This window comes from Pseudomonas sp. P7758 (assembly GCF_013386485.1).
In the GTDB taxonomy this organism is placed as follows: Bacteria; Pseudomonadota; Gammaproteobacteria; order Pseudomonadales; family Pseudomonadaceae; genus Aquipseudomonas.
In genome coordinates this window covers 43161-66298 of the sequence record NZ_JACARS010000016.1, presented here as the reverse complement: position 1 = coordinate 66298, position 23138 = coordinate 43161, and the positions used below count along the sequence as shown (strand labels likewise).

Annotated in this window: 21 protein-coding genes; 10 read left to right on the top strand and 11 right to left on the bottom strand. The window is 60.1% G+C overall.

What is annotated here, in order from left to right; all coding sequences use genetic code 11:
• The first annotated feature begins 15 nt into the window (after window positions 1-15).
• Together recF and gyrB are read left to right on the top strand one after the other, a co-directional pair.
• On the top strand, window positions 16-1119 hold the full coding sequence (gene recF / locus HX873_RS04175) for a DNA replication/repair protein RecF (RefSeq protein ID WP_003213585.1): 1104 nt from the start codon (window positions 16-18) through the stop codon (window positions 1117-1119).
• A gap of 4 nt (window positions 1120-1123) precedes the next feature.
• The gene (gene gyrB, locus HX873_RS04170; protein ID WP_003213587.1) at window positions 1124-3547 is read left to right on the top strand and encodes a DNA topoisomerase (ATP-hydrolyzing) subunit B; all 2424 of its coding nucleotides are present in this window, start codon (window positions 1124-1126) and stop codon (window positions 3545-3547) included.
• Window positions 3548-3640: 93 nt separating this feature from the next.
• On the opposite strand, the gene HX873_RS04165 is transcribed toward gyrB, so the two are convergent.
• The gene (locus tag HX873_RS04165) at window positions 3641-4363 is read right to left on the bottom strand and encodes a response regulator transcription factor (RefSeq protein WP_003213588.1); all 723 of its coding nucleotides are present in this window, start codon (window positions 4361-4363) and stop codon (window positions 3641-3643) included.
• A 173-nt stretch (window positions 4364-4536) separates the two neighbouring features.
• Between HX873_RS04165 and HX873_RS04160 the strand changes: the two genes are divergently transcribed.
• From HX873_RS04160 to HX873_RS04150, 3 genes are all read left to right on the top strand, one after another.
• Window positions 4537-4788, top strand: a complete 252-nt coding sequence (locus HX873_RS04160) for a hypothetical protein (protein ID WP_003213590.1) — start codon at window positions 4537-4539, stop codon at window positions 4786-4788.
• Between the two features lie 269 nt (window positions 4789-5057).
• Window positions 5058-6053 (top strand): FecR domain-containing protein, encoded by a 996-nt coding sequence (locus HX873_RS04155; RefSeq protein WP_250884777.1) that lies wholly within the window; start codon window positions 5058-5060, stop codon window positions 6051-6053.
• An 18-nt stretch (window positions 6054-6071) separates the two neighbouring features.
• Entirely contained in the window at window positions 6072-8363 is a 2292-nt protein-coding gene (locus HX873_RS04150; RefSeq protein ID WP_177122411.1) for a CHASE2 domain-containing protein, read from the top strand.
• 180 nt (window positions 8364-8543) lie between these two features.
• Here the strand turns inward: HX873_RS04150 and HX873_RS04145 are convergent, their stop codons facing one another.
• The 4 genes from HX873_RS04145 to glyQ all read right to left on the bottom strand — a co-directional run bounded on the left by HX873_RS04145 (window position 8544) and on the right by glyQ (window position 12942).
• Window positions 8544-9314 (bottom strand): 1-acyl-sn-glycerol-3-phosphate acyltransferase, encoded by a 771-nt coding sequence (locus tag HX873_RS04145; RefSeq protein ID WP_003213596.1) that lies wholly within the window; start codon window positions 9312-9314, stop codon window positions 8544-8546.
• Window positions 9315-9398: 84 nt separating this feature from the next.
• Window positions 9399-9935: a D-glycero-beta-D-manno-heptose 1,7-bisphosphate 7-phosphatase gene (gmhB, locus tag HX873_RS04140; protein WP_166742131.1), complete on the bottom strand. Its 537-nt coding sequence runs from the start codon at window positions 9933-9935 to the stop codon at window positions 9399-9401.
• A 2-nt stretch (window positions 9936-9937) separates the two neighbouring features.
• On the bottom strand, window positions 9938-11992 hold the full coding sequence (glyS, locus tag HX873_RS04135; RefSeq protein ID WP_003213599.1) for a glycine--tRNA ligase subunit beta: 2055 nt from the start codon (window positions 11990-11992) through the stop codon (window positions 9938-9940).
• Window positions 11989-12942: a glycine--tRNA ligase subunit alpha gene (gene glyQ, locus HX873_RS04130; RefSeq protein ID WP_003213601.1), complete on the bottom strand. Its 954-nt coding sequence runs from the start codon at window positions 12940-12942 to the stop codon at window positions 11989-11991. The genes glyS and glyQ overlap by 4 nt, the downstream gene beginning before the upstream one ends.
• 81 nt (window positions 12943-13023) lie before the next feature.
• Here glyQ and HX873_RS04125 point away from each other — a divergent pair, with 81 nt between their 5' ends.
• Both HX873_RS04125 and HX873_RS04120 read left to right on the top strand, forming a co-directional pair.
• Window positions 13024-13581 (top strand): DNA-3-methyladenine glycosylase I, encoded by a 558-nt coding sequence (locus HX873_RS04125; protein WP_087694571.1) that lies wholly within the window; start codon window positions 13024-13026, stop codon window positions 13579-13581.
• Between the two features lie 40 nt (window positions 13582-13621).
• Complete coding sequence (locus HX873_RS04120; protein WP_177122410.1) at window positions 13622-14509, top strand: lysophospholipid acyltransferase; 888 nt, start codon at window positions 13622-13624, stop codon at window positions 14507-14509.
• Window positions 14510-14643: 134 nt separating this feature from the next.
• Here the strand turns inward: HX873_RS04120 and HX873_RS04115 are convergent, their stop codons facing one another.
• From HX873_RS04115 to def, 5 genes are read right to left on the bottom strand one after another with little or no spacing between them, the layout of a single operon-like run.
• Entirely contained in the window at window positions 14644-14955 is a 312-nt protein-coding gene (locus HX873_RS04115) for a lipopolysaccharide assembly protein LapB (RefSeq protein ID WP_003213608.1), read from the bottom strand.
• Between the two features lie 18 nt (window positions 14956-14973).
• Window positions 14974-16347: a Trk system potassium transporter TrkA gene (gene trkA, locus HX873_RS04110; RefSeq protein ID WP_003213611.1), complete on the bottom strand. Its 1374-nt coding sequence runs from the start codon at window positions 16345-16347 to the stop codon at window positions 14974-14976.
• A 22-nt stretch (window positions 16348-16369) separates the two neighbouring features.
• On the bottom strand, window positions 16370-17680 hold the full coding sequence (gene rsmB / locus HX873_RS04105) for a 16S rRNA (cytosine(967)-C(5))-methyltransferase RsmB (protein ID WP_177122409.1): 1311 nt from the start codon (window positions 17678-17680) through the stop codon (window positions 16370-16372).
• Complete coding sequence (gene fmt, locus HX873_RS04100; RefSeq protein WP_177122408.1) at window positions 17677-18636, bottom strand: methionyl-tRNA formyltransferase; 960 nt, start codon at window positions 18634-18636, stop codon at window positions 17677-17679. The genes rsmB and fmt overlap by 4 nt, the downstream gene beginning before the upstream one ends.
• A 57-nt stretch (window positions 18637-18693) precedes the next feature.
• Entirely contained in the window at window positions 18694-19200 is a 507-nt protein-coding gene (gene def, locus HX873_RS04095; protein WP_003213617.1) for a peptide deformylase, read from the bottom strand.
• Window positions 19201-19350: 150 nt separating this feature from the next.
• On the opposite strand from def, the gene HX873_RS04090 reads away from it, so the two are divergent.
• The 3 genes from HX873_RS04090 to HX873_RS04080 all read left to right on the top strand — a co-directional run bounded on the left by HX873_RS04090 (window position 19351) and on the right by HX873_RS04080 (window position 21909).
• Entirely contained in the window at window positions 19351-20139 is a 789-nt protein-coding gene (locus tag HX873_RS04090) for a peptidoglycan-binding protein (protein ID WP_134325485.1), read from the top strand.
• 63 nt (window positions 20140-20202) lie between these two features.
• Entirely contained in the window at window positions 20203-21297 is a 1095-nt protein-coding gene (gene dprA, locus HX873_RS04085) for a DNA-processing protein DprA (RefSeq protein WP_177122407.1), read from the top strand.
• A 54-nt stretch (window positions 21298-21351) separates the two neighbouring features.
• Complete coding sequence (locus tag HX873_RS04080) at window positions 21352-21909, top strand: L-threonylcarbamoyladenylate synthase (protein WP_003213622.1); 558 nt, start codon at window positions 21352-21354, stop codon at window positions 21907-21909.
• A gap of 139 nt (window positions 21910-22048) precedes the next feature.
• Here HX873_RS04080 and HX873_RS04075 read toward each other — a convergent pair whose 3' ends face one another.
• Window positions 22049-23026 (bottom strand): NADPH:quinone reductase, encoded by a 978-nt coding sequence (locus HX873_RS04075; RefSeq protein ID WP_076013283.1) that lies wholly within the window; start codon window positions 23024-23026, stop codon window positions 22049-22051.
• Window positions 23027-23138: the final 112 nt, after the last annotated feature.

Here is a 23138-nt window from a genome sequence, read left to right as displayed (position 1 = left end):
TTCAGCAGAAGCTAGATGTCCCTCAGTCGCGTCTCGGTCACCGCGGTGCGCAATTTGCACCCGGTGACCTTCTCCCCCTCCCCCCGCATCAATATCCTCCACGGCGCCAACGGCAGTGGCAAAACCAGCGTGCTGGAAGCCATTCACCTGCTGGGGCTCGCTCGTTCCTTTCGCAGTGCCCGCTTGTTGCCGGTGATTCAGTACGAGCAACTGGCGTGCACAGTATTTGGCCAAGTCGAATTGGCCGAAGGCGGTCATAGCAGCCTGGGGATTTCTCGTGATCGTCAGGGGGAGTTTCAAATCCGCATCGATGGGCAGAATGCTCGTAGTGCTGCGCAGCTGGCAGAAATCCTGCCGCTGCAACTGATCAACCCGGACAGCTTCCGCTTGCTGGAAGGCGCGCCAAAAATCCGCAGGCAATTCCTCGATTGGGGAGTGTTCCACGTGGAACCGCGTTTCATGGCCACTTGGCAGCGCCTGCAGAAGGCCCTGCGGCAGCGGAACTCATGGCTGCGGCATGGTACACTTGACGCCGCTTCACAAGCTGCTTGGGACCGGGAACTGTGCCTGGCCAGCGCTGAAATAGATGAATACCGCCGCGCCTATATCAAAGCCTTGAAACCAGTCTTTGAGCAGACCTTGAGCGAGTTACTTGAACTCGAGGGGCTGACGTTGAGCTACTACCGTGGTTGGGACAAAGACCGGGAACTGAGTGCAGTGCTCGCGACGTCCTTGCAACGGGATCAGCAAATTGGTCACACCCAGGCCGGACCACAACGGGCTGATTTGCGCCTTAGATTGGGCGCACATAATGCTGCGGATATCTTGTCCCGCGGTCAGCAGAAGTTGGTGGTCTGCGCTTTGCGTATCGCCCAGGGGCATCTGGTTAGCCAGGCCCGGCGCGGGCAATGTATTTATCTGGTGGATGACTTGCCGTCCGAACTGGACGAGCAGCACCGCCGCGCGTTATGCCGCTTGTTGGAAGACTTACGCTGCCAGGTGTTTATCACCTGTGTAGACCACGAATTATTGAGGGAAGGCTGGCAGACGGAAACGCCAGTCGCTTTGTTCCACGTGGAACAAGGCCGTATCACCCAGACCCACGACCATCGGGAGTGAAGGCATGAGCGAAGAAAATACGAATACGTACGACTCGACCAGCATTAAAGTGCTTAAAGGTTTGGATGCCGTACGCAAACGTCCCGGTATGTACATCGGTGATACCGATGATGGCAGCGGTCTGCACCACATGGTGTTCGAGGTGGTCGATAACTCGATCGACGAAGCTTTGGCCGGTCACTGCGACGACATCAGCATCATCATCCACCCGGACGAATCCATCACCGTACGCGACAACGGTCGCGGCATTCCGGTAGATGTGCATAAAGAAGAAGGCGTTTCGGCGGCAGAGGTCATCATGACCGTGCTCCACGCCGGCGGTAAGTTCGACGATAACTCCTATAAAGTATCCGGCGGTTTGCACGGTGTAGGTGTTTCGGTAGTAAACGCCCTTTCTGAAGAGCTGATCCTGACTGTGCGTCGTAGCGGCAAGATCTGGGAACAGACTTACGTTCATGGTGTTCCACAGGAACCGATGAAAATCGTCGGTGACAGCGAAAGCACTGGTACGCAGATTCACTTCAAGCCTTCGGCTGAAACCTTCAAGAACATCCACTTCAGCTGGGACATTCTGGCCAAGCGGATTCGTGAACTGTCTTTCCTGAACTCCGGTGTGGGTATCGTCCTCAAGGACGAACGCAGCGGCAAGGAAGAGCTGTTCAAGTACGAAGGCGGTCTGCGTGCGTTCGTTGAATACCTGAACACCAACAAGACCGCGGTCAATCAGGTGTTCCACTTCAACATCCAGCGTGAAGACGGCATCGGCGTAGAAATCGCCCTGCAGTGGAACGACAGCTTCAACGAGAACCTGTTGTGCTTCACCAACAACATTCCTCAGCGCGATGGCGGTACTCACCTGGTGGGTTTCCGTTCTGCACTGACGCGTAACCTGAACACCTACATCGAAGCGGAAGGCTTGGCGAAGAAACACAAAGTCGCCACCACCGGTGACGATGCCCGCGAAGGCCTGACCGCCATTATCTCGGTCAAGGTTCCGGATCCGAAGTTCAGCTCCCAGACCAAAGACAAGCTGGTGTCCTCCGAAGTGAAGACAGCGGTCGAACAGGAAATGGGCAAGTACTTCTCCGACTTCCTGCTGGAAAACCCGAACGAAGCCAAGCTGGTTGTCGGCAAGATGATCGACGCAGCACGGGCTCGTGAAGCGGCGCGTAAAGCCCGTGAGATGACGCGTCGTAAAGGTGCGCTGGATATCGCCGGCCTGCCGGGCAAACTGGCTGACTGCCAGGAGAAAGACCCTGCCCTCTCCGAACTGTACCTGGTGGAAGGTGACTCTGCTGGCGGTTCCGCCAAGCAGGGTCGCAACCGTCGCACCCAGGCCATCCTGCCGTTGAAGGGTAAGATCCTCAACGTCGAGAAGGCGCGTTTCGACAAGATGATTTCCTCGCAGGAAGTCGGCACCTTGATCACCGCCCTGGGCTGTGGCATCGGCCGCGATGAGTACAACATCGACAAGCTGCGCTACCACAACATCATCATCATGACCGATGCTGACGTTGACGGTTCGCACATCCGCACCCTGCTGCTGACGTTCTTCTTCCGTCAGTTGCCGGAGTTGATCGAGCGTGGCTACATCTACATCGCCCAGCCGCCGTTGTACAAAGTGAAAAAAGGCAAGCAAGAGCAATACATCAAAGACGACGACGCCATGGAAGAGTACATGACGCAGTCGGCCCTGGAAGATGCGAGCCTGCACTTGAACGACGAAGCCCCGGGCATCTCCGGTGAAGCGTTGGAGCGCCTGGTAAACGACTTCCGCATGGTGATGAAGACCCTCAAGCGTTTGTCGCGCCTGTACCCCCAGGAGCTGACCGAGCACTTCATCTACCTGCCATCCGTCAGCCTGGAGCAGTTGGGTGATCATGCCCACATGCAGGCTTGGTTGGCCCAGTACGAAGTCCGCCTGCGTACCGTTGAAAAATCCGGCCTGGTCTACAAAGCCAGCCTGCGTGAAGACCGTGAACGTAACGTCTGGCTGCCAGAGGTCGAACTGATCTCCCACGGCCTGTCGAACTACGTCACCTTCAACCGCGACTTCTTCGGCAGCAACGACTACAAGACGGTTGTTACCCTCGGCGCGCAACTGAGCACCCTGCTGGACGACGGTGCTTACATTCAGCGTGGCGAGCGCAAGAAAGCGGTCAAAGAGTTCAAGGAAGCCCTGGACTGGTTGATGGCGGAAAGCACCAAGCGCCACACCATTCAGCGATACAAAGGTCTGGGCGAAATGAACCCGGATCAGCTGTGGGAAACCACCATGGACCCAGCCCAGCGTCGCATGCTGCGCGTGACCATCGAAGACGCCATTGGCGCGGACCAGATCTTCAACACCCTGATGGGTGATGCGGTCGAGCCTCGTCGTGACTTCATCGAGAGCAATGCCCTGGCGGTTTCCAACCTGGACTTCTGATCAGGTTGCAGCAAAAAAAAAGGCCAACGCTTAGCGTTGGCCTTTTTTATGGGCAGGATATGAGCATTTTATAAATGCTCCACGTGGAACATCTCAGTCCTCGGAAGCCGCCGTCACACTCTCCAACCGATATCCGTACCCATAGATCGTCAGCAACTGCCAACCCCGATCCGCCGTCAGCCCGAGCTTATTCCGCAGCCGATAAATATGCGTATCCAGCGGCCGCGACGACACCATCTCCTCATGGGTCCAGAACCGTTCATACAGGTACTCTCGAGACAGCGGCCGCGCCAGGTTCTCAAACAGGCACCGCGCCAGGCGGTATTCGCGCTCCGTCAGGCTGATGGGTTTTCCCGCCCTGCTCACCGTGAGTTCAGCATCATCAAAGGTCAGGTCATTGAAGGTATGCACCTCACTGGCTGCAGACTTCTGCAACCCGTGGCGACGCAGAACGGCATTCACCCGAGCCTTAAGCTCATTGGGACGAAACGGCTTGCTGACGTAATCATCGGCACCACTGTTCAGCGCCTGGACGATATCGCTCTCGGCATCGCGGCTGGTAAGCATTATGGCGGCTGGCGGCGCTTCCATGTGCTCGCGGGTCCAGCGCAGCAATGCCAGGCCACTGAGGTCGGGCAGTTGCCAGTCAAGGATCAGCAAGTCGAAGGTCTCGCGGCGCAGTTGTCGCAGCAGGTCTTCTCCACGCTCGAAGCAGTGCAGGGTCCATGGCTGATCCGCAGCGCTGGGGATTTGTCGCAGTGTCTGTTCCACCCGCCGCAGTTCAGCAGGTTCGTCATCCAATATTGCGACACGCATGGCAGGGTCCTTTCTTATTGAAGAATGCGGGCATCGAATCTGAACAATTATGGCCAGATTCTCAGGCCCTCTGAATCTCTCGGTACGCTGATATCAAATGGCCGCAAGCCATTGGAAATCGTCAACACCCAAGCTGGGAAGATACCGGCTCGAGACCTTCAGGAAAAGGATCAATGGCAATCTGGTTTTATGCTGTTTCGAGACGTATGGCCGTTCTGGGGAAGGTTGATGTATGGGGAAGACTGGTATTGGTGGTGATGGTTGCTACGCTGGGCACGGAAACGGTCGGGGCCAATAAGCCGGCGATACCTATGCCGTTCGAGGAACGGCAGACTTTGAGTGAGCCCGGCAATGGCATGGGCTTCGCCCGTTCACCGTTTCAGCAACTCAGCGAACAGCAGCAGACCCAACGTTGGGTATTTTAAGTACCCGCAAATCTGAACAAATGTTGCGAATCGGTCCGATGCACCTATGTTGTAGGTAAATTCGCTCTCGCTGGATGACACACGGATTGGAGCGACGGAAGTGCTCCGACACAGGGACGTGTCATCTTCTGCAATGGATCTCACGCTCCCAGATATTTCGGCTATCGACTGGATACCTCATCGAGTATCGTAGACGGTACTCAAGGTCTTCCCGCTGCAAGACGCTGCCTGAAAGTGCTTTCTGATGACCCATTAGAACTAGAATCTTGATGAGCGCCATGACCTTTTTCCCTTGCCGATTCCGCTCTGCCGCTTCTACGCTGTTGAGTTCGGGCCTGATCGTTACGCTTGGCGTAGTGAGTCTTCCGGCCTTGGCACGCCCTGCCCCTCCCCGTGCACCCTATATCGACGACAACCGGATGTGCCGCGCGCAACCGCTTCCGGCAGTGGTGCAGCACCTCACGGGTGAAGCCTGGAAACTGGATGCCAAGGGTGTGTCCACGGCCCTGGAAGAAGGCATGTTCATTGATGAACAAGAAAGCGTAAAAACCTCATCGGGCGCATTTGTCAGCCTGTTGCTGGGGGACGGCTCGCGGATTGTCTTGCCCTCCAGCTCCCAGGTCCGATTGCATCTGGTCGAGGAGCAATCCATTCCCCAGGTGATTCTTGAAGAAGGTCAGGTCGAGGCTTACGTGATCAAGCGTGCCAGCGACTATGACCGTTTCCAGATCATGACCCCGGTGGGCGTTCTAGGGGTACGCGGCACGCATTTCCGTGTACGTAACGATGGCGAACAATCGCTGGTGGAAGTACTCAACGGGCAAGTGGCGGTCAATCGTGATGACGCTCCACCGAGCCCGCGCCCTATCAAGAAGAAGCCCATTACCGGTCCAGTCTCTGGTGAAGTAAAGGTTGGTGCGCGGCAGGGCCTGGCCTTCAAGAAACAAGGCGAACTCAAACCCGTGGAACTGCTTGATGCGCCACGGTTGGTCGGCCAGGACGGCCAAAAGGGCGATGCGCCTGTCTGGACCCTGTTCCTGCGGCCATTGGCCGGGGCCCAGCGCTACCGGGCCCAGGTCGCGACCGATAAGGAGTTTCTGAACATCAAGCAGGAAAACTTCTCCGACAAGCCGCAAATGCGCTTCACTGGGCTGAAAGCATCGTTCTATCACGTTCGCTTGTCGGCATATGATGAACACGGGCTTGAGGGAGAAACCGGGGTTTATGACATTTTCTATTACCCACCCGCGAACCGCGTGCAGTAGTGCCCTGGACGCGAGCCGGTGAGGCTGTGGCACAGGGCTGAAAAGCGCCAACCGACTCAGGCTCAGCGGCTGTTCAATGGCCTGGTGCGCGAATGGCTGTGGGTCAGCCTGTTGCTATTACCCATCACGGCCTTCCTGTCCCTGAGCCCTGGCCTGGCCCTCAATAACCCGCTGTATGACAGCCTCCGCCGGCTGGCGCCTTTATCGGTGGATCCACGCATCCTGCTGGTAACGATCGACGACCGAAGCCTGAAGGAGCTCGGCCAATGGCCGTGGTCCCGACGTGTGCATGCCGACCTGCTTGATCGGCTGAGCGCCGCCAAGCCTGCCGGCATCCTGTTTGATGTGATCTTCAGCGAGCCCGCCCGGGAGCCAGCCAATGACCTGCGCCTGGCCGAGGCTATGTGCAGCGCTGGCAACGTCCTGTTGCCTTTGATTCGTGAAGGTTCGCCACGCTACGGCCAGCCTGTGGCGCAAATCCTGCCTGTGTTGCCCTTGCGTGATTGCGCCCGTAGCGTCGGCCATATCAACGTGGAAGCGGACAGCGACGGTATCGTTCGAAGCCTGTATTTGCGTGAAGGTCCACCCGGTAATTTGACACCGCAGTTAGCCTGGCTGGCGTTTGAACTGAGCGGCCAGCGATCCGGAATGCCGGGCGCACCTGGTCCGTCGGAAAGCTCCAGCTGGCAGCGGGAAAATGCCATTCGAATTCCTTTTATTGCCAGTCATGCCGGCTTTCCCAGCGTGCCGTATATCAGTGTCTTGCGCGGGGAGGTGCCATCCGAGTTGCTGCGCGACCGCTTGATCCTGATTGGCGCTACGGCACCGGGCATGGGCGACCGTTATGTCACGCCGCTTTCGGCTAGTGTCGGCACCACCCCGGGCGTGGAGATCCAGGCAAATATTCTCAATGGCTTGCTGCAAGGGCGCAGTATTGTCGATCTGCCCGTGTGGATGGCGACGCTACTGGCCACCGCGATGGTCGCGGTGCTGTTGGGCCTTCTGCTGTTTCGCCCGCGTTATGCACTGTGGTTGACCCTCGGTTGCATGGGGGCTGCGCTTCTGGGTTCTTGGGGCCTGTTGCGCCTGGGCCATTGGTGGTCGCCGGCAGCAAGTCTGGTTGGCATGTTGCTCAGCTATCTGATCTGGAACTGGCGGCGCCTGAGCGTGATCCTGGCCTACTTCGGCTGGGAACTGGCACGCCTGGACAACGAGCCCAAAGTGCTCCCGGAGCGCCGTCGAGCGCCCGCCAGCCAGGGTGATGTATTGCAGGGACGAATCTTCGCCCTCGAACAAGCGGTCAGCCGTACCCGGGACACTCGTCGCTTCATGGCCGATGGGCTGGAATGTTTGCCTGTAGCAACCTTGATTACCGATCCCAGGGGCAACGTCCTGCTGGCCAATCGAATTGCCCGCGGTGTGTTCGGCAATGAACTGGTGGCCGAAAACCTCTTGGATCAGCTCGCCGCATTAGGTTACCCACCGCTGCAGGACGGTGTTCGCCCTGCCCTGTCGACGCTGGAGATTGTCGAGTTCCGCGACACCCTTGACCGCAGCCTGCGCCTCGACCTGGCGCCGCTGCTGCCCGCAGACGGTGACGTGGCCCTGGGCTGGCTGCTGAGCCTCACAGACCTGAGCATTGAGCGTGATGCCCAGCAGCAACGGGAGACCCTGCTGCGCTTTCTGTCCCATGACTTGCGTGCGCCGCATTCGGCGATCCTGGCCCTGTTGGATGTTCAGGACACCGCCGCGCCGATATTTGCGCAGATCGAACAACAAGTCCGCCGTGCCCTGAACCTGACCGAATCATTCGTGCAGCTGGCGAAAGCCGAATCCGATGGCTACCAATTCCAGCCCAGCCTGTTCGCCATGTTGGTGCTCGACGCATTTGATCAAGTCGCAGTGCACGCCCAGTTGAAAGGCATTCGCCTGGTCCATCACCTGGATGAAGACGGCGAAGAAACGGTGTGGGCAGACCAATCGCTGCTGACCCGAGCCTTGTTCAACCTGTTGGAAAATGCGGTGAAATACAGCCCATCGGGCACCACCGTTACGTTAAGCCTGACCAGCCATGAAGACGCTTTGCAGTGCCGTATCAGCGACCAGGGGCGAGGAATCTCCCCGCAGGATTTGCCCGAACTCTTCGCTCAATACCGGCGCTTCGCCTCGGCTCAGGGCAGTGAAGGATTGGGGTTGGGGCTGACCATGGTCAAGGCCGTCGTGGATCGTCACGGTGGGAGAATTCGCTGCGAGAGCGAGGTGGATAAAGGTACGACCTTCATCCTTCAACTGCCATTGTGGCGAGACTGAATCGCGGCTTTTCACCTGTGCATAAAAAACCGGTCTCAAGGACCGGTTTTTTAATGCGGAAAAAACTTATGCACCTTTTCCGCCGTTTTATGAGCTTGGGAAATATGTAAGTAAATCAGCAGCCTATAAGCTAAAAAGCGCAATTCGCCAACAAACCGTACACAGGTTATCCACAGAAACTCAAATCACCGGCGTGTCGACCACAACCGGCTCCGGCGGCAACGAACCCATGGCTCTTTGTTGCGCTTCATTCCATGCCTGGGCACGGTCGTTCAGCGCTGCAATGGCACGTGGGCCTTCGCCCTCGGCATACATGGGCTCGCCAATGATTACAGTGATGGTGCCTTCACGCTTGGCCCAGCCGGTCTTTGGCCAGAACTTGCCGGCGTTGTGGGCAATCGGCAGCACCGGCAGCCCGGCGTTCACCGCCAGGGCCGTACCGCCACGTGAGAACTTGCCCACAGTGCCGTAGGGCACGCGTGTGCCTTCAGGGAAGATCAGCACCCAAACCCCATCCTTCAACAGCTCATCGCCCTTCTTGGCCACATGCTTGAGTGCGGCCTTGGGGTTGTCGCGGTCGATGGCGATCGGTCGCAGCATGGCCATGGCCCAGCCGAAGAATGGCACGTACAGCAGCTCACGCTTGAGCACCTGGCTCAGGGGCGAGAAATACGCAGACAGGAAAAAGGTTTCCCAGGTGCTCTGGTGGTTCGACAGAATCACACAAGGCTGGTCCGGGACGTTTTCGGCGCCCTTGATCTCGAAACGAATGTTCAGGAACACCTTGGTCAACCACAGCGCGCAGTTGCACCAAAAGACGTTGATGAAACGATAGCGCGCCTTGAACGGCAGGAAAGGCGCGATAAAAAAGCTCAGGGTGCACCAGAGAAAGGAGCTGGTGCCCAACAGCAGGTAAAAGAAGAAGGTTCTGATGGCCTGCAAAATCGACATGGCGGCATTTACCGTTGCGGGACAACGCCCGCCTGTTAAAAGCGCGCTCCCGAACAGTCCTTGGTCAGGAAGTCAGAAGGGCTGCTAGTTGTTGATAAGTTCTGCGGCAACCGCCGCCAGATCGTCAAAAATCAAAGTACCTACCGGCAGGGTTTTAGCCTGGGTCTTTTCGCCTTTCCCGGTTTTTACCAAAACTGGCTGAGAGTCGACGGCTTTGGCGGCTTCCAGGTCACCGAGGCTGTCCCCGACAAACCATAGCCCAGCCAACGGCACGTTGTAATGTTCAGCAATAGTTTTAAGCATACCCGGTTTGGGCTTGCGGCAATCGCAGCCTTCATCCGGGCCGTGCGGGCAATACACCACCAGCCCTACTTCACCGCCCTGCTCGGCCACCAGCGTGCGCAGGCGCGCGTGCATGGCGTCGAGGGTGGCGATGTCGTAGTAGCCGCGGGCGATGCCGGACTGGTTGGTGGCGATGGCCACTGTCCAGCCCGCTTTGCTCAACTGCGCGATGGCCTCGATCGAGCCGGGCAGTGGAATCCATTCCGCCACCGATTTGATGTAAGCGTCGGAGTCGTAATTGATCACTCCGTCCCGATCGAGAATCAGCAGTTTCAACATGGTCAGCTCAGTACGGAAATGTCAGCGATATTGATGAACAGGCCGCGCAGGCGCGCCAGCATGGCGTAGCGGTTTTTCCGCACGCCCGCGTCTTCGGCATTGATCATCACCGCTTCGAAGAACGCATCCACCGGCTCACGCAAGGTGGCCAGGCGCGCCAGTGCTTCGGCGTAGTTGCGTTCGGCGATCAGCGGCTTCACTGCATTTTCTGCCTTGGCGATGGCCGAGTTCAGCGAGAACTCCTTGGCATCGGCAAACAGGCCCGGGTCGACTTCGGCATTGCCGAGGTTGTCGGCCTTGCTCAGCAGGTTCGACACACGCTTGTTCACGGCGGCCAGGGCACCGGCTTCCGGCAGCTTGCGGAAGGCCTGTACGGCCTGCACACGCTGGTCGAAGTCCAGCGCCGAACCTGGTTGCAGGGCACGTACCGACAGGTACACCGAAACATCCACGCCTTCGTCTTCGTAACGCGCACGCAGACGGTCGAACACGAACTCCAGCACTTGCTCGGCCAGGCCCGCTTGCTTGACCTTGGCACCGAACTGGCCAACCGCAAACACCACGGCCTGGGTCAGGTCGAGGTCGAGCTTCTTGTCGATCAGGATGCGCAGCACGCCCAGGGCCGCACGGCGCAGCGCATACGGGTCTTTGCTGCCGGTAGGCAACATGCCGATACCGAAGATACCGACGAGGGTATCCAGCTTGTCAGCGATGGCCACGGCCGCACCGGTGAGGGTGGTCGGCAGCTCGGCGCCGGCACCGCGCGGCATGTACTGCTCGTTCAGCGCGAGGGCGACGTCCTGCGGCTCGCCATCATTCAGGGCGTAGTAGTAACCGGCAACACCTTGCATCTCCGGGAACTCGCCGACCATCTCGGTGGCCAGGTCGCACTTGGACAGCAGGCCGGCACGCGCAGCCCAGGCAGCATCGCCACCAATGCGTGGCGCGATGTAGGCCGCCAGCTTGGAAACCCGTACGGCCTTGTCGTATACGCTGCCGAGTTTTTCCTGGAACACCACGTTCTGCAGGCGCAGGTTGAAGTCTTCGAGCTTCTGCTTCTTGTCTTGCTTGAAGAAGAACTCGGCGTCAGTCAGGCGCGGGCGAACGACTTTTTCGTTACCGGCGATGATCTGCTGCGGGTCCTTGCTTTCGATGTTGGCCACGGTGATGAAGCGCGGCAGCAGCTTGCCGTCGACGTCCAGCAGGCAGAAATACTTCTGGTTGTCCTGCATGGTGGTGATCAGCGCTTCCTGCGGCACGTCGAGGAAACGCTCCTCGAACGAGCACACCAGCGGCACTGGCCATTCAACCAAAGCGGTCACTTCGTCCAGCAGGCTTGGCGGCACGATGGCGGTGCCTTCCTGCAGGCGGGCCAGCTCTTCGGTACGCTTGCTGATCAGCTCGCGGCGCTCATTGGCATCCGCCAGCACATAGGCTGCACGCAGGTCATTGAGGTAGTTGGCGGGCGCGGTGATTCGCACGGCTTCAGGATGGTGGAAGCGGTGGCCACGTGAATCACGGCCGGCCTTCTGGGCGAGGATGGTGCAGTCGATGACCTGGTCACCGAGCAGCATCACCAGCCATTGGGTCGGGCGCACGAACTCTTCCTTGCGGGCACCCCAGCGCATGCGCTTGGGAATCGGCAGGTCGTTCAGCGAGTCTTCAACGATGGTCGGCAACAGGCTGGCGGTCGGCTTGCCGGTGATGACCTGGCTGAAACGCAGCTTCGGGCCACTCTGGTCGATTTCGCTCAGCTCGACGCCACACTTCTTGGCAAAACCAAGGGCGGCTTGAGTCGGGTTGCCTTCAGCATCGAAGGCGGCCTGGCGTGGCGGGCCGTCGAGGTTGATGCTGCGGTCCGGCTGCTGGGTTTCCAGTGCGGTGAGCAACACAGCCAGTCGGCGCGGCGCGGCGTAGACTTTTTTTGCGGCGAACTTCAGGCCAGCGGTTTGCAGGCCTTTTTCGATACCGGCCAGGAATGCGTCGGCCAGGGTATTCAGTGCCTTGGGTGGCAGCTCTTCGGTGCCCAGTTCAACCAGGAAATCTTGAGCACTCATTGTGCAGCCTCCAGCTTAGCCAACACTTCATCACGCAGGTCCGGGGTGGCCATCGGGAAGCCCAGCTTGGCGCGAGCCAACAGGTAGGCTTGGGCGACGGAACGCGCCAGGGTGCGTACACGCAGGATGTATTGCTGGCGCGCAGTTACCGAGATGGCACGACGGGCGTCCAGCAGGTTGAAGGTGTGGGATGCCTTCAGAACCATTTCATAGCTTGGCAACGGCAGCGGCTGATCCAGTTCGATCAGGCGCTTGGCTTCGCTTTCATAGAAGTCGAACAGTTCGAACAGCTTCTCGACGTTCGCGTGTTCGAAGTTGTAGGTCGACTGCTCCACTTCGTTCTGGTGGAACACGTCGCCGTAGGTCACCTTGCCGAACGGGCCGTCAGCCCACACCAGGTCGTAGACCGAGTCCACGCCTTGCAGGTACATGGCCAGGCGCTCGAGACCGTAGGTGATCTCGCCGGTCACCGGGTAGCACTCGATGCCGCCGGCTTGCTGGAAGTAAGTGAACTGCGTCACTTCCATGCCGTTGAGCCAGACTTCCCAGCCCAGGCCCCAGGCGCCCAGGGTTGGCGATTCCCAGTTGTCTTCGACGAAACGGATGTCGTGGACCAGCGGGTCCAGGCCGACATGTTTCAACGAGCCCAGGTACAGCTCCTGGAAGTTGTCCGGGTTTGGCTTCAGAACCACCTGGAACTGGTAGTAGTGCTGCAGGCGGTTCGGGTTTTCGCCGTAGCGGCCGTCAGTCGGGCGACGACTGGGCTGCACATAAGCGGCGTTCCAGGTTTCCGGGCCGATGGCCCGCAGGAAGGTAGCGGTGTGGAAAGTGCCGGCGCCTACTTCCATATCGTAGGGCTGAAGTACCACACAACCTTGCTCGGCCCAGTATTGCTGGAGGGCGAGGATCAAGTCTTGGAAGGTACGCACGGCTGGCGTAGGCTGGCTCACGAAATTCACCTGTTACTTGGGCTGCGATTTAAAGAGCGGGAGTATACCCGATTCGGCCGCGCCACCATCCCCTGGAGCCTTATGCCACGCTGCTTTTGGTGTTCTGAAGATCCGCTGTACATGGCTTATCACGATCAGGAGTGGGGAACGCCGCTGCGCGATGCGCAGGGACTGTTCGAGTTGCTTTTGCTCGAAGGGTTCCAGGCGGGCCTGTCCTGGATCACCGTTTTACGCAAACGCGAGCATTATCGAAAGGTCTTGTTCGGCTTTGATGCGCAGCGTCTGGCCCAACTGAGCGATGCCGAGATCGAAGCGCTGATGCTCGATCCGGGCATCGTGCGTAACCGCCTGAAACTCAATGCCACCCGGCGCAATGCCGCCGCCTGGCTGGCGCTGCAGGACCCCGTGGAGTTTCTGTGGTCGTTTGTGGGCGGCGTGCCCAAGGTCAATCATTTCAAGGACCGCAGCCAGGTCCCGGCCATTACGCCGGAGGCTGAGGCCATGAGCAAAGCCTTGAAAAAAGCCGGCTTCACCTTCGTCGGGCCGACCATCTGCTACGCGTTCATGCAGGCCTCGGGCATGGTCATGGACCACACTCAGGACTGCGACCGTTACGCGGACCTCGCCAACGCCGGTTAGAATGGCGGCTTTGCGCACCACACACGATCAGGAGTGACCTGTGGAAAAGTTTAAAGGCGCCTTGCTGGTAGGCGCTCTTCGGTTGTTTGCCCTGCTGCCCTGGCGCGCGGTGCAAGCGGTCGGTTCGGCAATTGGCTGGATCATGTGGAAAACCCCCAACCGTTCCCGCGAGACGGTGCGGATCAACCTGTCCAAATGCTTCCCGGACATGGATCCGACCGAGCGCGAGCGTCTCGTTGGACGCAGCCTGATGGACATCGGCAAGTCCCTGACCGAAAGCGCCTGCGCCTGGATCTGGCCGGCCCAGCGTTCCATCGACCTGGTGCGCGAGGTCGAAGGCCTGGAAGTGCTGCACGAAGCCCTGGCTTCGGGCAAAGGCGTGGTCGGCATCACCAGCCACCTGGGCAACTGGGAAGTGTTGAACCACTTCTATTGCAGCCAGTGCAAACCGATCATTTTCTACCGCCCGCCGAAGCTCAAGGCGGTGGATGACTTGCTGCGCAAACAGCGGGTGCAACTGGGTAACCGCGTGGCGGCGTCCACCAAGGAAGGCATCCTCAGCGTCATCAAGGAAGTGCGCAAAGGCGGCCAGGTGGGGATTCCTGCGGATCCGGAGCCGGCGGAATCGGCCGGGATCTTCGTGCCGTTCTTCGCCACCCAGGCGCTGACCAGCAAGTTCGTGCCGAACATGCTGGCGGGGCACAAGGCGGTCGGGGTGTTCCTGCATGCCCTGCGGCTGCCGGATGGCTCGGGCTACAAAGTGATCCTGGAAGCGGCGCCGGAAGACATGTACAGCACCGATACAGCCACTTCGTGTGCGGCGATGAGCAAGGTGGTGGAGCGCTATGTGGGGGCTTACCCGAGCCAGTACATGTGGAGCATGAAACGCTTCAAGAAACGCCCGCCGGGTGAGGCGCGGTGGTATTGATGTACGGCTGACTCAAGGTTGGCACAAAACAAAATGTGGGAGCGGGCTTGCTCGCGAAGGCGGTGTATCAGACACAAATTCGGTGACTGACACGACGCCTTCGCGAGCAAGCCCGCTCCCACATTGGGTTCTGCTTAAGCTTGGCGGTCGAGTTTCTTCAGGAATACGGTCATTTCCTTTTCGGCCTGCTTGTCGCCATGTGCCAGGGCCGCTTCAATACCCTTCTCCCAAGCTAACCGCGCTGCAGCGTTATCACCCTGCCCCAGTTGCGCCTTGCCCAACAGCTTCCACGCCGCCGAATACTTCGGATCGAACTCGACGCATTTCTGCAAATGCTCGGCCGCCTTGGCGTTGTCCTTCAGATCAAGATAACCCTTGCCCAAACCAAACCGCAGCAGTGAGTTATCCACACCCTTGGCGAGCATTTTTTCCAGGGATTCGAGCATGTCGGTCACTCCGTTTGATCAGAAAAAGCTCAGGCCCACGTGGAACAGCTTCTCCACATCGCGGATATGTTTTTTATCCACAAGGAACAGAATCACGTGGTCGCCCGTGGCGATCACCGTGTCGTCGTGGGCGATGATCACTTCTTCATCGCGAATGATTGCGCCGATGGTGGTGCCCGGCGGCAGGCCGATATCGCGGATCGCCTTGCCAATCACCTTGCTCGATTTTGAATCACCGTGGGCAATCGCCTCGATGGCTTCCGCCGCACCCCGGCGCAACGAGTGCACACTGACGATATCGCCGCGGCGCACGTGGGCCAGCAAGGTGCCGATGGTCGCCAGTTGCGGGCTGATGGCGATGTCGATATCGCCGCCCTGGATCAGGTCGACGTAGGCCGGGTTGTTGATGATGGTCATCACCTTCTTCGCCCCCAGCCGCTTGGCCAGCAACGACGACATGATGTTGGCTTCGTCATCGTTGGTCAGGGCCAGGAAGATGTCGGCGTCGGCGATGTTTTCTTCCAGCAGCAGATCACGATCCGAGGCGCTGCCCTGCAGGACCACGGTGCTGTCGAGGGTGTCGGACAAATACCGGCAGCGTGCCGGATTCATCTCGATGATCTTCACCTGGTAGCGGCTTTCGATGGCCTCGGCCAAGCGCTCACCGATCTGCCCGCCGCCGGCGATGACGATGCGTTTATAGGTCTCATCCAGACGGCGCATTTCGCTCATCACCGCGCGAATGTTCGCTTTGGCGGCGATGAAAAACACCTCGTCGTCAGCCTCGATCACCGTATCGCCCTGGGGCAGGATCGGCCGGTCGCGACGGAAGATCGCCGCCACCCGCGTCTCGACGTTGGGCATGTGCTCGCGCAGCTGGCGCAGTTGCTGGCCCACCAACGGCCCGCCGTAGTAGGCCTTGACCGCCACCAGCTGTGCCTTGCCTTCGGCGAAGTCGATCACCTGCAAGGCGCCCGGGTGTTCAATCAGGCGCTTGATGTAATGGGTCACCACCTGTTCCGGGCTGATCAGCACATCGACCGGGATCGCGTCGTTGTCGAACAGTCCGGCGCGGGTCAGGTACGCGGCCTCACGCACTCGGGCGATCTTGGTCGGAGTGTGAAACAGGGTGTGGGCGACCTGGCAGGCAACCATGTTGGTTTCGTCACTGTTGGTGACTGCCACCAGCATGTCGGCATCGTCGGCACCGGCCTGGCGCAGCACTGTAGGAAACGAGGCGCGGCCTTGTACAGTACGGATGTCCAAACGGTCGCCCAAATCCCGCAGGCGCTCCGCGTCGGTGTCGACCACGGTGATATCGTTGGCTTCGCTGGCCAAATGCTCGGCCAGCGTACCGCCAACCTGCCCTGCGCCGAGGATGATGATTTTCATCCGGTCACTCCCTTAAAACCATTCAGCCGCGAGCGGCGGCAATCTTGATCAGCTTGGCGTAATAGAACCCGTCGTGGCCGCCTTCCTGGGCCAGCAACTGCCGGCCATGAGGCTGCTTGATCCCGGCCTGGATGTCGAGGTCCAGTTCCCGTGCGCCGCTGGTGCGAGCAAGGAAGCCTTCGATGACTTCAGTGTTTTCGGTAGGCAGCGTCGAGCAGGTGGCGTACAGCAGGATGCCGCCTACTTCGAGGGTCGGCCACAACGCGTCCAGCAACTCGCCTTGCAGCACGGCCAGGGCGGCGATGTCGTCGGGTTGGCGGGTCAGCTTGATGTCCGGGTGGCGGCGGATCACGCCGGTGGCGGAGCACGGTGCGTCCAGCAGGATGCGCTGGAACGGCTTGCCGTCCCACCAGGTGGCGGTGTCGCGGCCGTCGGCGGCGATCAGCTCGGCGCTGAGGCCCAGACGGGCGAGGTTTTCCCGCACACGCACCAGGCGCTTGGCTTCCAGGTCGACGGCGACGACACCGGCCAGGTCCGCTTGCACTTCCATGATGTGGCAGGTCTTGCCGCCGGGGGCGCAACAGGCGTCCAGTACGCGTTGGCCCGGGGCCAGGTCCAGCAGGTCGGCGGCCAGTTGAGCGGCTTCGTCCTGCACGCTGATCCAGCCTTCGGCGAACCCGGGCAGGTTACGTACATCGCCCGGTTCTGTAAGAACGATGCCGTCCTGGCTGTAGACGCAGGCCGTGGCCGCTACACCGGCTTCGCTAAGCAACGTGAGATAAGCGTCGCGGGTGTGATGACGGCGATTGACCCGCAGGATCATCGGCGGGTGCGCGTTGTTGGCTGCGCAGATGGCTTCCCACTGCTCGGGCCAGAACGCCTTCAGGGATTTTTGCAGCCAGCGCGGGTGGGCGGTGCGCACCACCGGGTCATGTTCCAGCTCGGCCAGCAGCGCTTCGCTTTCGCGCTGGGCGCGGCGCAGCACGGCGTTGAGCAGGGCCTTGGCCCAAGGCTTTTTCAGCTTGTCGGCGCAACCGACGGTTTCGCCGATGGCCGCGTGGGCCGGCACGCGGGTGTAGAGCAGTTGATACAGGCCCACCAGCAGCAGCGCCTCGACATCGGCGTCCGCCGCCTTGAACGGCTTTTGCAGCAGCTTGGCCGCCAGCGCCGATAAACGTGGCTGCCAGCGGGCGGTACCGAAGGCCAGGTCCTGGGTAAAGCCGCGATCGCGGTCTTCGACTTTATCCAGTTGGGTCGGCAACGAACTATTGAGAGAAGCCTTGCCGTTGAGCACGGCGGCCAGGGCCTTGGCGGCGGCCAGACGTGGGTTCATTGCGCGTCCACCGCTTGGCCGAGGACGATGCCAACGGCAAATTTCTCACGGCGGCTGTTGAACAAATCGCTGAAGTTCAGCGCCTTGCCGCCGGGCAATTGCAGACGGGTCAGACACAGCGCCTGTTCACCGCACGCTACCAACAGGCCGTCCTTGCTGGCGCCGATGATCTCGCCGGGGGCGCCCTTGCCTTCGGCCAGGGTGGCGGCCAGTACTTTCAAGGCCTCGCCATTGAGCGTGCTGTGGCAGATCGGCCACGGGTTGAAGGCACGCACCAGACGCTCCAGCTCAACGGCCGGGCGGCTCCAGTCGATGCGGGCTTCATCCTTGTTCAATTTGTGGGCGTAGGTGGCGAGGCTGTCGTCCTGAACTTCACCTTGCAGGGTGCCGGCAGCCAGGCCTGCGATGGCCTGGACGACAGCCGGCGGGCCCATTTCGGCGAGGCGATCATGCAGGCTGCCGCCGGTGTCTTGCCCGGTGATCGGAGTGGTGACTTTCAACAGCATCGGGCCGGTGTCCAGGCCCGCTTCCATGCGCATCACGGTCACACCACTTTCGGCGTCACCGGCTTCAACGGCACGCTGGATCGGTGCCGCACCACGCCAGCGAGGCAGCAGCGAGGCGTGGCTGTTGATGCAACCCAGGCGCGGGATATCCAGCACGGCCTGGGGCAGGATCAAACCATACGCCACCACCACCAGCAGGTCCGGCTTCAGCGCAGCCAGTTCGGCCTGGGCGTCGGCGTTGCGCAGGGTTGGCGGCTGCAGCACGACAATGTTGTTCTCAAGTGCCAGCTGCTTGACCGGGCTGGGCATCAGTTTTTGCCCACGACCGGCCGGGCGATCGGGCTGGGTGTAGACTGCCACGATTTCATAAGGGCTGGCGAGCAGGGCCTTGAGGTGTTCGGCGGCGAATTCGGGGGTGCCGGCAAAAACGATGCGCAGTGGCTCGGTCATGGGAAACGTCTCACAAAAGAAAAAGGCTTGCCGGAGCAAGCCTTTGAAAGAAGGGAATCAAGCTTGCTGGCGATGCTTCTTTTCCAGCTTCTTCTTGATCCGGTCGCGTTTAAGCGTGGACAGGTAATCGACAAACAGCTTGCCGTTGAGGTGGTCGCACTCGTGTTGGATGCACACCGCCAGCAGGCCTTCGGCAATCATCTCGAACGGCTTGCCGTCACGGTCCAGGGCCTTGATCTTGACGCGCTGGGGACGGTCGACGTTCTCGTAGAAGTCGGGCACCGACAGGCAGCCTTCCTGGTACTGGCCCATCTCGTCGGTCAGGGTTTCGAACTCAGGGTTGATAAACACCAGGGGCTCGCTGCGGTCTTCGGACAGGTCCATGACCACGACGCGCTGATGCACGTCGACCTGGGTCGCGGCGAGGCCGATACCCGGGGCTTCATACATTGTTTCAAACATGTCATCGACCAACTGACGAACCTTGGCGTCCACTACGGCCACTGGCTTGGCGATGGTGCGCAGGCGTGAGTCCGGAAATTCGAGGATGTTCAAAATAGCCATAAGCGTAATTGCTGCACATGTGAGGTAAAGGCAAGTCGGCGCCGGGGATGGACCCTTGATGTGCCGGGATAAGTGCCGTGGGAAAACGTCCGAAAGCCGCGAAGGCCAAGGCGTTTCACGCGAATGCACATAATAAAGGAGATTCACCCCATGAGGAAATCGCTACTCGTCTTGCTGCTGTGGGCCCAGGCCGTTATTGCCCAGGTTCCCGAGAGCTATCCACAGCCCGGCCAACCGTTGCCACTTCATACGCAGCAGGCCATCCAGCGCTTTTTACTGCACAACCGCATTCTCGATACCCCCCAGGAACTGGAGCACGCTCCCTATATTGTTGCAGCAGATGCCGGACGAGTATTGGGCGCCGATGGCGAGCGTATTTATGCGCGAGGTGCCCTGAACCCTACCGCCGAAAGCTACGGGATCTTCCGTCGCGGCAAGGCCTATACCGACCCGCAAAGCCAGGAATTGCTGGGTATCAACGTCGACGACATTGGCACCGCACGTTTTGTGACGGCGGGCGATGTCAGCACGTTGGGTGTGCAACGCGTCACCCAGGAAGTGCGGCCCGGCGACCGATTGCTCAGCCAGCAAGCGCCCACCGACCTGGCCAGCCTGGTGATTCAGATGCCTGCTCGCGCCACTGCCGGGCACATCATCGACGTGCCACGGGGCGTGACGCAGATCGGCGTGCTGGACGCGGTGACGCTGAACAAGGGCCGTCGTGACGGCCTGACGGAAGGCCATTTGCTGGCCGTGGTGAAAACCGGGGAAACCGTTCGGGACCGAGTGACCGGTGCTCCGGTGAAGATGCCCGACGAGCCGGCTGGGACGCTATTGGTGTTCCGTACCTACGAAAAGCTCAGCTACGGCCTGGTGCTCAGCGCGTCGCGTTCGCTGGCGGTAATGGACCGTTTTGAGGCGCCTGAACGAAGACAATAATTAGGTTGCTAAATAAGTTACCAACAGAGTTATCCACAGCTTGTTCCGATCAAGGACGATCAAATGTTACCGACGAATGACCGTGAAATTTCCCCGGCAGAACTGGAAGCCCGACTACGCTTGCACAGGCTGCCGGAACTGGGTCCCAAGGGCTTTAAAAAACTTATCGAGGCCTTTGGTTCTGCGTCAAAAGCCATCAGCGCACCGGCCAGTGCCTGGCGCTCCCTGGGGCTCAAGGTGGCCAGCGCCGATGCCCGGCGTTGCGAGGAAGTACGTGATGGCGCCAGTGCGGCATTGGCCTGGTTGGAGCGTCCGGCCCAGCATTTGCTGATGTGGGACCAACCCGACTACCCGGCATTGCTTGCAGAATTGGATGACGCACCCCCGCTATTATTCGTCGCCGGCAACCCGGCGATTCTGGAGAAACCGCAGCTGGCGATGGTCGGCAGCCGTCGCGCCTCCAGGCCAGGAATGGATACCGCCGCCGCGTTTTCCCGCAGCCTGGCGAGTGCCGGTTTTGTCATCACCAGTGGCCTTGCCCTGGGTATCGACGGTGCTGCTCACCAGGCGGCTTTGGATGTTGGTGGACATACAATCGGCGTGCTGGGCACCGGGCTCGAAAATTTTTATCCACAGCGCCATCGACGCTTGGCCGAGGCGATGATTGCCCAAGGCAGTGCCGTGGTTTCCGAGTTTCAGTTGGACGCCGCGCCCCAGGCCGGCAACTTCCCGCGCCGCAACCGTATTATCAGTGGCCTGTCGCTTGGGGTACTGGTGGTGGAGGCCAGCATGGCCAGCGGTTCGCTGATCACCGCGCGGCTGGCGGCGGAGCAAGGGCGCGAGGTATACGCCATCCCCGGCTCCATCCATCACCCCGGGGCCAAAGGCTGCCATCAACTGATCCGCGATGGCGCGGTGCTGGTGGAAACCATCGAGCACATTCTCGAAAACCTGCGTGGCTGGCAGGCCCTCTCCCGCCCGGCGCCGATTGCGGTCAATCATCCGCTGGTGGCGCTGTTGCACGCGGCGCCCCACACCAGTGAAGCCCTGGCGATTGCCAGTGGCAGGGCCTTGTCCGAGGTGCTGGCCAGCCTGACGGAGCTGGAACTGGAAGGCCGAGTGATCTGCGAAAGCGGGCGCTGGCTTGCGCGCAGCTAGGTTTTGTAACGAAGATCGGTAAACTGCGCAGAGCTTTAGTCCGGAGAGTGAGTAATGGTCAACAGGTGGCGGGTGCGAGAAGCCGCACGAGAAATTCGCGCAGGCGCAGTGATTGCCTATCCAACCGAGGCGGTCTGGGGCCTGGGTTGTGACCCTTGGAACGAAGAAGCGGTGGATCGGTTGCTGGCGATCAAGGGCCGGTCTGTGGATAAGGGGCTGATCCTGATTGCCGACAATATCCGTCAGTTCGATTTTCTCTTCGAAGACTTTCCCGATGAGTGGATGGATCGCATGGCCAGTACCTGGCCTGGCCCGAATACGTGGCTGGTGCCCCATCAGGACTTGTTGCCCGAGTGGATTACCGGGGTGCATGACACGGTGGCGTTGCGGGTGACTGATCATCCGCAAGTGCGGGATCTGTGCTCGCTCGTCGGGCCACTGATTTCCACCTCGGCCAACCCGCAGGGCCGCCCGGCGGCGCGCACGCGGATTCGTGTGGAGCAGTACTTCCGCGGGCAGGTGGATCTGGTATTGGGGGGGAATCTGGGGGGGCGCAAGAACCCGAGTCTGATTCGGGATCTGGCGACGGGTGAGGTTGTGCGGCCGTCTTAAGACCGAGTCGCGGCCATCGCGGGTAAGCCCGGCTCCCACACTGATCTGCAGCGAACACAAAATTTATGTTCACCGCAGAACCAGTGGGAGCCGGGCTTGCCCGCGATGAGGCCCTTACAGGCCCCAGAGAACTAGAGCCCTAAGGCAACAGAATGGTCGACCCAGTCGTCCGCCGCGCCGACAACTCAATTTGCGCCTTCGCCGCATCCCCCAACGAAAACCGTTGGTTAATATCAATCTGCAGCTTCCCGCTGATGATCATCGAAAACAGATCATCCGCCATCGCCTGCAGGTTTTCCGGGTTGTTGGCATAGGTCGCCAATGTCGGCCGGGTCACATACAGCGAGCCCTTGGCCGCCAGAATCCCCAGGTTGACCCCATCCACCGCCCCCGAAGCATTACCGAAACTCACCACCAGCCCGCGTGGCGCGACGCTGTCCAAGGATGTGAGCCAGGTGTCCTTGCCTACGCCGTCGTACACCACTGGGCACTTCTTGCCGTCAGTCAGTTCCAGCACGCGTTGTGCGACATTTTCCTTGCTGTAGTCGATGGTTTCCCAGGCGCCGAGGGATTTGGCCAGCGCCGCTTTTTCCGGCGAACTCACGGTACCGATCAGCTTCACGCCCAAGGCCTTGGCCCATTGGCACGCCAGCGAGCCGACGCCACCGGCAGCGGCGTGGAACAGAATGGTTTCGCCGCCTTTCAACTCATAGGTCTGGCGCAACAGGTACTGCACCGTCAGGCCCTTGAGCATCGCGCCGGCGGCTTGTTCGAAGCTGATGTCGTCCGGCAGGTGCACCAGGTTGGCAGCCGGCAACACATGCAATTCGCTGTAGGCGCCCAGCGGGCCGCTGCCGTAGGCCACGCGATCGCCGACCTTGAATTGAGTGACTTCGCTGCCCACCGCATCAACCACGCCGGCACCTTCTGCGCCCAGGCCCGACGGCAAGGCCGGTGGTGCATACAGGCCGCTGCGGAAATAGGTGTCGATGAAGTTCAGGCCAATGGCCTTGTTCTGCACGCGAACCTGCTGCGGGCCGGGTTCTGCCGGGGTGTAGTCCACATACTCAAGCACTTCGGGGCCGCCATGGGCACGGAACTGGATACGTTTGGCCATCTGCACTCTCCTTAAGTCATTTCGCGTAGCCCCCTATCGGACTCCTAAGCTTGATCTTCGTCAACTGTGGCAGCAGTGGGTGCAGTGGTATCCTGTGCGCCCATTTGCCGCC